Here is an 11,984-nt window from a genome sequence, read left to right as displayed (position 1 = left end):
TCATAAGAGTGCGGACGGTGTATTTTTAATGAGAAGAAATAAAAAAGAGCGGCAAAAATTGCTTCAGGAAACGATAACAATCAACCCATTTGTCACAGATGAAGAGTTAGCTGAAAAGTTTATGGTAAGTGTCCAAACAATTCGATTGGACCGACTTGAATTATCTATTCCTGAACTTCGTGAACGAATAAAAAGTGTTGCTGAAAAAAATTAGATGATGAAGTAAAATCTTTGCCAATAGATGAAGTCATTGGTGAAATTATTGATATCGAATTAGACCAAAGTGCGATTTCGATTTTTGATGTAACGAATGAACACGTATTTAAACGGAATCATATCGCTAGGGGCCACCATCTCTTTGCCCAAGCAAATTCATTAGCAGTTGCTGTAATAAATGACGAACTTGCCTTAACTGCAAAAGCAAATATTCGTTTTACAAGACAGGTGAAATTAGGGGAAAGGGTCGTTGCAAAAGCAAAAGTGAAAGGTTCGCAGGAAAAGGATAGAACATTGGTGGACGTAAATAGTTATGTTGGGAATGAACTAGTATTTTCTGGAGAATTTATAATGTATCGTTCTAATAAGCAAGTGAAAATTGATTAATAATAACTGAACGATACCATAATTTCAACTCCTAAATGTAGATAAAAGGAATGATACAAGATGAAACTCGCAATAGATGCAATGGGCGGAGATCATGCACCAGAGGAAATTGTTAAGGGAACAATGACTGCATTGAAACATTATAAAGACCTTGAAGTTACACTTATTGGTGATGAAGCAAAAATTCGTCAATACATAACTGAAGATGAAAGAATATCTATTATACATACAACAGAAGTAATTGAGAGTACGGATGAACCTGTAAGGGCTGTTAGGAGAAAAAAGAACTCATCTATGGTCTTGATGGCAAAAGAGGTTAGTGAGGGACGTGCTGATGCATGTATTTCAGCAGGAAATACAGGGGCACTTATGACCGCAGGGCTTTTTATCGTTGGTAGAATTGAAGGGATAGAACGACCAGCATTGGCACCAACATTACCAACGTTAGATAAAAAGGGATTCCTAATGTTAGATGTAGGTGCAAATGTTGATGCAAAGCCAGAACACTTACTTCAATATGCTGTTATGGGATCAATATACTCAGAAAAGGTTCGTGGCGTTACAAGCCCTAGAGTTGGCTTATTAAATGTAGGAACCGAAGATAAAAAGGGAAATGACCTAACGAAACACGCTTTTGAATTGCTTAAAGCAACTAATCTACATTTCGTTGGCAACGTTGAGGCAAGGGATTTGCTAGACGGTGTTGCAGATGTTGTTGTGACAGATGGATTTACAGGAAACGTAGCCTTAAAGACAATTGAGGGTACTGCTCTTTCTATGTTTAAAATGCTGAAAACCGCTTTTACTAGTAATTTAAAAAGTAAAATCGCGGCTGGTCTTTTAATGCCAGAATTAAAGGTATTAAAAAAGACATTAGATTACTCTGAATATGGCGGTGCAGGATTATTTGGATTAAAGGCACCAGTTATTAAAGCGCATGGTTCTTCAGATGCAAACGGTTTGTTTAGTGCAATACGACAAACTTATGACATGGTAGAAAAAGATGTTGCAGGGACAATCAGTAAAACAGTAGAAGATATTCATTCAAAAGAAGACGAATAGGGGGAAGGTAGAATGGGTAAAATTGCATTCGTTTTTCCAGGACAAGGGTCTCAAATTGTGGGTATGGGAAAAGGATTAGCCGACTCTTCAGAAGTTGTTAACCAACTATTTACAAAGGCTGATCAAGCACTAGGTGAGAAGCTTTCTTCGCTTATTTTTAATGGTCCACAGGAAACACTTACCTTAACAGTTAATGCACAACCATCACTTTTAACAACAAGCATTGCGATTCTTGAAACATTCAAAGCAGCAGATATTAAACCAGATTATGTTGCTGGACATAGTCTTGGTGAGTACACAGCATTAGTCGCTGCCGGCGCACTTAGTTTCGAAGATGCTGTCCGAACCGTTCGAAAACGTGGTGAGTTTATGGAGGAAGCTGTTCCTGCAGGACAAGGAACAATGGCAGCAATCCTTGGAATGAGCAGTGAGGATTTACAAGCAGTAACAGATGAAATTTCTGCTGAAGGCCATCCAGTTCAACTTGCAAATATCAACTGTCCTGGACAAATTGTGATTTCAGGTGCTGCCGAGGGAGTTAAGCAAGCTTGTGAATTAGCAAAGGAAAAAGGCGCGAAACGTGCAATTCCGCTAGAGGTAAGTGGACCATTCCATTCTTCATTAATGGAGCCAGCTGCTGAAAAACTCCGTTCAGTACTTGACCAAATTGATATTAATCATGCATCCGTTCCGGTTGTAGCAAACGTGAATGCACAAAGTATGACATCTGCTGAACAAATAAAAGAAAATCTTGTAAAACAATTATATTCACCTGTGTTGTGGGAAAACTCTGTTCAATATATGCTTGACCAAGGAGTAGATACCTTTATCGAAATTGGTCCTGGTAAAGTACTCTCTGGATTAATAAAGAAAGTAAATCGCAGGGTTGCAACTTATGCAATTAGTGATTCAGAGACACTGGAAGCAGCAATTCGTGCGCTAAAGGAGGGAAACTAAGATGTTAAATGGTAAAGTAGCGTTGGTCACCGGTGCATCACGTGGAATCGGACGCTCAATTGCGATTGAACTTGCAAGAGCAGGTGCGAAGGTCGCGGTAAACTATTCTGGTAGTGAGCAAAAAGCAAATGAAGTAGTCGATGAAATCAAAGCATTAGGACAAGAAGCTTTTGCAATTCAAGCAAATGTGTCAGAAGCAGATTCGGTAACTAATATGGTGAAAGAGGTTATCGCTAACTTCGGTAGTCTCGATATTCTTGTTAATAATGCTGGAATTACACGAGATAATTTATTAATGAGAATGAAAGAAGAGGAATGGGACGATGTTATTAATATTAACCTAAAAGGTGTGTTCCTTTGTACCAAAGCTGTTACAAGACAAATGATGAAGCAGCGTTCTGGTAAAATTATTAATATCGCTTCTATTGTAGGTGTTAGTGGAAATCCTGGACAAGCTAACTATGTTGCTGCAAAAGCTGGTGTTATCGGCTTAACAAAAACAGCTGCGAAGGAATTAGCGAGCCGAAATATTAACGTTAATGCAGTTGCGCCAGGTTTCATCACGACAGATATGACTGATAAACTTCCTGAAGATGTGAAAAATGAAATGCTTAAATTAATTCCACTTGCTAGATTTGGTGAAACAACGGATATTGCAGGAGCTGTTTTATTCCTAGCATCAGACAATAGCAATTATATGACAGGCCAAACCTTGCATATTGACGGTGGAATGGTAATGTAATAGGAAAAGCGTAAGGCACCCACCAATCGGCGACAAGCATAAGTCGAGCCCTGACAGAAGGTGCTTTTTACCTTCCGATGCGATTAGCTTTAGACCCGAGAGCCAATGGTGCCTGGAGCTAGATAGCGAAAACTATGTAAATAATTTAAAGGCGCTTGCGCTTTTCTAGTAAAACCAAATATAATACTTTGAGGGGAGGTGAATGGAAATGGCAGATGTTTTTGAAAGAATTACAAAAATCGTAGTTGACCGATTAGGTGTAGAAGAATCAGCAGTAACTTTAGAGGCTTCTTTTAAAGATGATCTAGGTGCGGATTCACTAGACGTTGTTGAACTAGTTATGGAACTTGAGGACGAGTTTGACATGGAAATTTCAGATGATGAGGCTGAAAAAATTTCTACAGTTGGTGACGCTGTTAATTACATAAAAAGCCAGCTATAATATTTTTTGAAGAAAAAGTCCCGTTATGTAAACGGGGCTTTCTCCTTGGAGGTCAATAAGGTGAAGCGGATTAATAAAGACAAAACAAATAAATTCGCTCCAAAATTTAAAGCTTTTCAGGAGCGTCTTGGGATCAATTTTCATGATGAAAGTCTACTTATTCAAGCATTTACACATTCATCTTATGTGAATGAGCATCGAAAAAAGCCACATGAAGACAATGAACGGCTTGAATTTTTAGGAGATGCTGTTTTAGAACTTACCATTTCCAAGTTTCTCTTTAAAAAATACCCGATTATGAGTGAAGGAGAGCTTACAAAGATGCGTGCAGCAATTGTGTGTGAGCCTTCTTTAGTAACACTTGCAAATGATTTGCAATTCGGGGAACTTGTGTTGCTGGGAAAAGGAGAGGAAATGACTGGGGGAAGAGAGCGGCCAGCCTTGCTTGCGGATGTTTTTGAGGCATTTATTGGGGCGCTGTATCTTGACCAAGGTTTAGAAGTAGTTAACCAGTTTTTAGAAAAAACAGTTATACCAAAAATTAATGCGGGTGCTTTTTCTCATGTGATGGATTATAAAAGTCAGCTACAAGAGTTAGTTCAACGTGATGGGATTGGGCTTATAGAGTATAGGGTGCTTCAAGAGAAAGGACCAGCTCATAGTCGTGAATTCGTCTCAAGAGTATCCTTAAATGGAGAGGAACTTGGGACAGGCACAGGAAAATCGAAAAAAGAAGCTGAACAACATGCAGCAGAAATTGCTTTAAAAAACCTGAAAAACAAACAAAATTAAGTAGCATACCCCACAATTACGTGGGGTTATATTTTTGTCTATTTCTAACATCCATAGAAAAAGTAATCCAATAAAACAGTAGTTTGTGATAAAATATGTAGGACTTGAATTTGTAATTGAGGGGGAAGTTTATGTTCCTCAAACGTTTAGATATAGTAGGATTTAAATCGTTTGCTGAAAGAATTGCAATTGATTTTGTACCGGGAGTTACGGCTGTTGTTGGACCGAATGGTAGTGGTAAAAGTAATATTACAGATGGAATCCGTTGGGTTCTTGGAGAACAGTCGGCAAAATCATTGCGTGGATCAAAAATGGAAGATATTATTTTCGCAGGAAGTGACAGCCGCAAAGCATTGAATGTGGCTGAAGTAACGTTAACATTGGATAATGAAGATCATTTTTTACCGATTGATTATCATGAAGTCAGTGTAACTCGACGTGTATATCGTTCTGGTGAAAGTGAATTTTATATAAATAAACAGTCATGTCGACTAAAGGATATTGTTGATTTATTTATGGATTCTGGCCTAGGCCGTGAAGCTTTCTCTATCATCAGTCAGGGGAAAGTAGAAGAAATTTTAAGTAGTAAAGCTGAAGAGAGAAGAAGTATTTTTGAGGAAGCCGCAGGCGTATTAAAGTACAAAACTCGTAAAAAGAAAGCTGAGTACAAACTAGCCGAAACTCAGGAAAATTTAAATCGTGTAAATGATATTATTCATGAGCTGGAGTCGCAAATTGAACCATTGCAAATCCAGTCTTCAATTGCGAAAGATTATCTTGAGAAAAAGGAAGAACTTGAAAAAATTGAAGTCGGTTTAACTGTTTTTGAAATCGAAGATCTTCATGAAAAATGGGAAAAGCTTTCAAAACTTGTTGAAGAACATAAAGAACAGGAACTCGCTCTAAATACAAAGCTTCAAAGCAAGGAAGCAAAAATTGAAGAACTTCGAACTGGGATTGAATCAACAGATTCATCCATTCATGAGCTTCAACAACTTCTTTTACGAACTAGTGAAGAACTTGAAAAATTGGAAGGTCGAAAAGAAGTCTTAAAAGAACGTAAAAAAAATGCAACTAAAAACAAGGGACAGCTACAAAATTCTATATATGAGCTTTCTCAAAGACTAGACAGCATGACCGAAAGTAAACAAATCGAGCAGCAAGTGCTTTCAACACTGATCGAGGAAGTTAAAGATCTTGAGCGACAGCTGAAAGAAAAACAAAAGTTACTTGCTACTTATGATCAAAATATCGAAGAAAAAATTGAGAATTTGAAAAGTGACTATTTTGAGTTGCTTAATAAACAAGCATCATTTCGAAATGAAGTGGGCTATATTAAGGATCAGCTTTCGCAACAGGAAGTGAAAGTGACTCGACTAGACGAAACCAATCAAAAATACTTGACAGAGCGCAAGGAAATACTTGACGAAAAGGTACGACTTCAAACAAAGCTCTCTGTTATAGAGCAAGAAATCAACCATCAAATTGTTTCATTTAGAGACCTGCAAGCTAAGCTAGAAAATAATAAGAAAAATTACCAAAAGCAAGAAAGCATGCTGTATCAAGCATATCAATATCTTCAACAAACAAAATCAAGAAAAGAAATGCTTGAGGAAATGCAAGATGATTATTCTGGATTCTTCCAAGGAGTAAAAGAGGTTTTAAAGGCAAGAAATGAGCATCTTGAAGGAATTGAAGGAGCGATTGCAGAGCTAATTCAAGTTCCAAAAGAATATGAGACTGCAATTGAGATTGCGTTAGGTGCAGCAACACAGCATATTGTCGTGGACAATGAAAAAAATGCTAGAACGGCAATCCAATATTTAAAGAAAAATTCCTATGGCAGAGCAACATTTTTACCAATGAATGTTATTAAGGAACGTTCAATTCCTACTACACAGCTTGTCGCAATAAAGGGACATCCAGCGTTCATAGGAGTAGCTTCTGAATTAGTTACTTTTGATGGTAGATACCACTCTGTTATCTCTAGTTTGTTGGGAACCATTTTGATCACAACAGATTTAAAAGGCGCAAATGATCTTGCTTCCCTAGTTGGTCATCGATATCGAGTGGTAACACTTGATGGTGACGTTGTAAACCCAGGTGGATCGATGACAGGGGGAGCGGTGAAAAAGAAATCAAATTCATTACTAAGTCGTGGTCGAGAACTTGAGGCAATCACCGAAAAGTTAGTTGAAATGGAAACGAAAACGTCTGATCTTGAAAAAACGGTCAAAGAAAAGAAGAAGCAAATTTCAGAACAAGAAGGAAAGCTTGAGATACTTCGTCAAAGCGGAGAGACACTACGCTTAAAAGAGCAAACCATTAAAGGTGAATACCGTGAAGTTGCTGTAAAAGAGAAAAATGTTAATGAGCATTTGGAATTATATGATGATGAAAAACAGCAATATCAAGTCGATAAGGAAAAAATGACTAGTCGTTTAAATGAGCTTAAGCAAGAACTAGCCATGCTAGAAGAAGAACTCAAATCATTAGACACGACAATATCTCAACTTAACTCACAAAAATCCGATCAACAAACTTCTCGTGAAACAGTGCAAACGGAAATAACGGACCAAAAAGTTATTTTAGCCAGAAAAAAACAAGCACTTGAGCATCAACAGGAGAAAGTGAATCGCTTAGAAGAAGAAGTTACAGTTGGGCAAGAAAGACTAAACGATTTAAAAGATGATTTAGCACTTCTTGATAATGAAATGACGTCTAGTAATTCTGGAGAAATGGAACTTGAAGAAGCTGCAAAACAAAAGTCGAATGATAAAAACGAAACGATTCAAATGATTAGCAATAAAAGAGAGTATCGCATGAGTCTCCAAACTAGTCTTGAGGATCTTGAACGAGAATTGAAAGAATCAAGACGTCAGTATAAACAGCTTACAGACATATTACAAGATGAGGAAGTAAAGGTGAATCGCTTAGATGTTGAACTTGAAAATTGCTTAACACATCTTCGCGAGGAGTATTTATTAACCTATGAAGCTGCAAAGGAACAATTTCCGTTACAATTAGAAGTTTCCGAAGCCAGGAAGAAGGTAAAACTAATAAAGCTTGCAATCGAAGAGCTTGGTACGGTGAACCTTGGGGCTATTGATGAATATGATAGAGTGTCTGAAAGGTATACTTTCTTAACCGAACAACAACGTGATTTACAAGAAGCAAAGGGCACATTGTTCCAAGTCATTGATGAAATGGATGACGAAATGAAAAAGAGATTTGAAACTACTTTTACAAGTATTCGTTCTCACTTTGAAACTGTTTTTCAAGCCCTTTTTGGAGGTGGCCGAGCTGACCTTCGATTAACTGATCCTAATGATCTTTTAAATACGGGTGTTGAAATTGTTGCGCAGCCACCAGGGAAAAAGCTTCAAAATTTAGGACTATTATCTGGTGGAGAAAGAGCGTTAACCGCAATCGCGCTATTATTTTCAATTCTTAAGGTGCGCCCTGTTCCATTCTGTGTCCTCGATGAGGTGGAGGCTGCTCTGGATGAAGCAAATGTGTTCCGATTTGCACAATATTTAAAGAAATATAGCCATGAAACACAGTTTATTGTCATTACACATCGAAAAGGGACGATGGAAGAAGCAGATGTGCTTTATGGTGTAACCATGCAGGAGTCTGGTGTTTCCAAACTTGTTTCGGTTCGTTTAGAGGAATCAAAAGAATTAGTTTCGCAAACGTAGAATGAAAGGGGATTTAAATGAGCTTTTTTAAAAAAATCAAAGAAAAGATTTCGAATCAAGCTGATTCAGTGACCGAAAAATTTAAGGATGGCTTATCTAAAACTCGTAATTCCTTCTCTGAAAGAGTAAATGACTTAGTTGCTCGCTATCGAAAGGTGGATGAGGACTTTTTTGAAGAACTTGAAGAAATCCTAATTGCCGCCGATGTGGGCGTATCGACCGTAATGGAATTAATTGATGAATTAAAGATGGAAGTTAAAAGAAGAAACATTCAGGACACAAAAGAGGTCCAAAGCGTTATTTCAGAAAAACTCGTCCAAATTTACCAAGGCGGTGAAGAAAAATCACCAAAGCTAAATATTCAAGAGGATGGTCTTACTGTCATTTTAGTTGTCGGTGTTAATGGTGTTGGAAAGACAACTTCCATTGGTAAAATTGCAAATCGTCTTAAAAATGAAGGCAAGTCGGTTCTATTAGCAGCAGGAGATACCTTCCGTGCTGGTGCGATTCAGCAACTTGAAGTTTGGGGAGATCGTGTTGGTGTTGATGTAATTAAACAATCCGAAGGTTCAGATCCTGCTGCTGTAATGTATGATGCAGTTCAAGCAGCTAAATCACGTAATGTAGATGTGTTAATTTGTGATACAGCGGGACGTCTCCAAAATAAAGTGAATCTAATGAAAGAACTTGAGAAAGTAAAACGTGTTATTGAACGTGAATTACCAGGTGCACCACATGAGGTTCTACTTGTACTAGATGCAACTACTGGTCAAAATGCTTTAACACAGGCAAAAACATTTTCAGCTGCAACCGATGTAACTGGAATTGTGTTAACAAAATTAGATGGTACAGCTAAAGGCGGAATCGTTCTTGCAATCCGAAACGAACTAAACATTCCTGTTAAGCTTGTGGGACTAGGTGAAAAAGTTGACGACCTTCAAGAATTTGATGCCAAAAACTACGTGTATGGCTTATTTGCAGACTTAATCGAAAAAACAGAAGAATAAACAACTATTAAAAGAGCCTGTGCCCAGGCTCTTTTAAACTAAGTAAAGTATATTAGCTTGACAACCCAATCGTAAATAGGTAAACTATTGACTTGTAAAGGTATTTCACTTAACAAGGGGGAGATACTATGCTAGAAAAAACAACGAGAATGAACTATCTCTTTGATTTCTATCAATCGTTGTTAACTCCAAAGCAAAGAAACTATATGTCTTTATATTATTTAGATGACTTTTCCCTTGGTGAAATAGCAGAGGAATATGAGATAAGTCGTCAAGCGGTCTATGACAATCTAAAGAGGACAGAGACAATGCTTGAAGAGTACGAGGAAAAACTGTTACTATTTCAAAAATTTCAAGAGCGAAAAAAACTGATTACAGAGCTGAAAAAACTAGCACAAGAATATGATGATAGCGCCCAGCTTCAAAATGTGATACAGTTGCTTGAGAAATTAGAATAGGGGGCGGCAAAAATGGCATTTGAAGGATTAGCCGACCGACTGCAAGGAACTCTACAGAAAATTCGCGGTAAAGGAAAAGTTTCAGAATCCGATGTAAAGGAAATGATGCGGGAAGTACGTCTTGCCTTACTTGAAGCAGACGTTAACTTCAAAGTTGTCAAAGATTTTGTAAAGCGTGTCAGTGAAAGAGCTGTTGGACAAGAAGTAATGAAAAGCCTAACCCCAGGACAACAAGTTATAAAAGTTGTTCAGGAGGAGCTAACCGCACTTATGGGTGGAGAGCAGAGCAAAATTGCGGTTGCTAAGAGACCGCCAACTGTTATTATGATGGTTGGTTTACAAGGTGCCGGTAAAACAACAACTACCGGTAAGCTGGCAAATTTATTACGTAAAAAACACAACCGTAAACCGCTTCTTGTTGCTGCAGATATTTATCGTCCAGCTGCGATTGACCAATTACAAACTTTGGGAAAACAGCTTAATATGCCGGTTTTTTCTCTAGGAGACAAGATCAGCCCTGTTGAAATTGCTAAACAAGCAATCGAAAAGGCAAAAGAAGAACACCATGATTATGTCTTAATTGATACAGCAGGACGACTGCATATCGATGAAGAACTTATGGATGAGCTAAAGCAAGTCAAAGAAGTTGCACAGCCTGATGAGATTTTTCTTGTTGTTGACGCAATGACAGGACAGGATGCAGTCAATGTGGCACAAAGCTTTAATGATTTACTTGGATTAACTGGTGTTGTTTTAACAAAGCTTGATGGTGATACCCGTGGGGGGGCAGCACTATCTGTTAAAGCTGTAACAAATACTCCAATTAAATTTGTGGGTCTTGGAGAAAAGCTTGATGCAATAGAAGCATTTCATCCGGAACGAATGGCTTCCCGTATTTTAGGGATGGGTGATGTTCTTTCACTCATTGAAAAAGCCCAAGCTTCTGTTGATGAGGATAAAGCAAAAGAGCTTGAAAAGAAATTTAAGTCAATGTCCTTCACATTCGATGACTTTCTTGAGCAGTTAGCACAGGTGCGGAAGATGGGTCCACTTGATGAAATCCTTGGGATGCTCCCAGGTGCTAACAAAATGAAAGGGCTGAAGAATGTCCAGGTTGATGATAAACAAATTGGTCATGTCGAAGCGATTATTCGTTCTATGACCAAAGCTGAAAGAGAACAACCTGAGATTATTAACTCTAGTCGTAAAAAGAGAATTGCAAAAGGTAGCGGTCGAACCGTTCAGGAAGTCAACCGTCTTTTAAAGCAATTCGAAGACATGAAGAAAATGATGAAGCAAATGACGAACATGACAAAAGGTAAGAAAAAAGGACTAAAATTTCCTTTTATGTAAGTAAAACAACAAGTGAAAGCACTTTGGTTTTACTTAAAAAATTATAGTAATAATAACCATTTCATTGATGTAAAGAAAAAACACTTTACAAACAGATGTGGAACAGTTAATATTATATCTTGTTGAAATATTTTCGGAGGTGCTATTAAAAATGGCAGTAAAAATTCGTTTAAAACGCATGGGAGCAAAAAAATCTCCTTTCTATCGTATTGTTGTAGCTGATTCTCGTTCACCACGTGATGGACGTCAAATTGAAACACTAGGAACTTATAATCCAGTTGTTCAACCTGCAGAGGTTAAAATTGATGAAGAATTAGCATTAAAATGGTTACAAAATGGAGCTAAACCATCTGACACAGTTCGTAACTTGTTTTCTAAACAAGGTATTATGGAGAAATTCCATAACGTAAAATACGGTAAGTAATGGGTAACCTACAGATGAAAGAGTTAATTAAAACAATCGTACAGCCACTTGTTGATCACCCTGAGGAAGTCGAAGTCACTGAGACTGAAGATAACCGCAATATCACGTATTTACTAAATGTAAATAAAGAAGATATGGGAAAAGTAATTGGGAAACAAGGCCGTGTTATTAAGGCGATTAGAACTGTTGTCTATGCAGCAGGAACAGGACATAATAAACGAATTCATCTAGAAATTAACGAGTGAAAAGAAAAGTGAAGGCGGCTTTGTCAAAAACGAAATCTGGAGCCTTGGACGAGAAGTGTTTTTTGCTTCTGCTGAGGAGTTAATGATTCTCGAGTTTTTAGCCGCTGGAACTGGTCAAAACAAGAAAAGGGCGAGGGGAATCCTCCCCTTTTTTCTGTATAGATGTAATCTATTTCTATTGATAAGATTTTTGTATTA

The 11,984-nt window shown here is 37.7% G+C and carries 11 protein-coding genes and 1 pseudogene; all 12 read left to right on the top strand.

From position 1 onward, the window contains the following. The first annotated feature begins 28 nt into the window (after positions 1–28). Positions 29–603, top strand: a pseudogene (gene fapR / locus BTHG_RS24210) (transcription factor FapR). Positions 604–663: 60 nt separating this feature from the next. Then, positions 664–1,665: a phosphate acyltransferase PlsX gene (gene plsX, locus BTHG_RS03865; RefSeq protein WP_010282520.1), complete on the top strand. Its 1,002-nt coding sequence runs from the start codon at positions 664–666 to the stop codon at positions 1,663–1,665. 12 nt (positions 1,666–1,677) lie between these two features. Next, on the top strand, positions 1,678–2,622 hold the full coding sequence (gene fabD, locus BTHG_RS03860) for an ACP S-malonyltransferase (RefSeq protein ID WP_010282518.1): 945 nt from the start codon (positions 1,678–1,680) through the stop codon (positions 2,620–2,622). A gap of 1 nt (position 2,623) precedes the next feature. Next, positions 2,624–3,364, top strand: coding sequence for a 3-oxoacyl-[acyl-carrier-protein] reductase (gene fabG / locus BTHG_RS03855; RefSeq protein WP_010282516.1), 741 nt, complete (start codon positions 2,624–2,626; stop codon positions 3,362–3,364). A gap of 208 nt (positions 3,365–3,572) precedes the next feature. Beyond that, positions 3,573–3,806 carry an acyl carrier protein gene (locus BTHG_RS03850; RefSeq protein ID WP_010282514.1) on the top strand — a complete coding sequence of 78 codons (234 nt, stop codon included), beginning with the start codon at positions 3,573–3,575 and terminating at the stop codon, positions 3,804–3,806. 60 nt (positions 3,807–3,866) lie between these two features. Then, complete coding sequence (gene rnc, locus BTHG_RS03845; RefSeq protein WP_010282511.1) at positions 3,867–4,598, top strand: ribonuclease III; 732 nt, start codon at positions 3,867–3,869, stop codon at positions 4,596–4,598. A gap of 131 nt (positions 4,599–4,729) precedes the next feature. Further along, positions 4,730–8,299 carry a chromosome segregation protein SMC gene (gene smc / locus BTHG_RS03840; protein ID WP_010282509.1) on the top strand — a complete coding sequence of 1,190 codons (3,570 nt, stop codon included), beginning with the start codon at positions 4,730–4,732 and terminating at the stop codon, positions 8,297–8,299. Positions 8,300–8,316: 17 nt separating this feature from the next. After that, complete coding sequence (ftsY, locus tag BTHG_RS03835) at positions 8,317–9,306, top strand: signal recognition particle-docking protein FtsY (protein ID WP_010282507.1); 990 nt, start codon at positions 8,317–8,319, stop codon at positions 9,304–9,306. 128 nt (positions 9,307–9,434) lie between these two features. After that, the gene (locus BTHG_RS03830; RefSeq protein WP_010282502.1) at positions 9,435–9,764 is read left to right on the top strand and encodes a putative DNA-binding protein; all 330 of its coding nucleotides are present in this window, start codon (positions 9,435–9,437) and stop codon (positions 9,762–9,764) included. Positions 9,765–9,776: 12 nt separating this feature from the next. Then, positions 9,777–11,117, top strand: a complete 1,341-nt coding sequence (gene ffh, locus BTHG_RS03825; RefSeq protein ID WP_010282499.1) for a signal recognition particle protein — start codon at positions 9,777–9,779, stop codon at positions 11,115–11,117. A gap of 151 nt (positions 11,118–11,268) precedes the next feature. Further along, on the top strand, positions 11,269–11,541 hold the full coding sequence (gene rpsP, locus BTHG_RS03820; protein ID WP_010282498.1) for a 30S ribosomal protein S16: 273 nt from the start codon (positions 11,269–11,271) through the stop codon (positions 11,539–11,541). A 14-nt stretch (positions 11,542–11,555) separates the two neighbouring features. After that, positions 11,556–11,786 (top strand): KH domain-containing protein, encoded by a 231-nt coding sequence (locus BTHG_RS03815; protein ID WP_010282497.1) that lies wholly within the window; start codon positions 11,556–11,558, stop codon positions 11,784–11,786. Positions 11,787–11,984: the final 198 nt, after the last annotated feature.

Source organism: Bacillus timonensis, assembly GCF_000285535.1.
GTDB classification, from domain to species: domain Bacteria; phylum Bacillota; class Bacilli; order Bacillales; family Bacillaceae_L; genus Ferdinandcohnia; species Ferdinandcohnia timonensis.
This window is presented reverse-complemented; position numbering and strand designations above follow the sequence as displayed.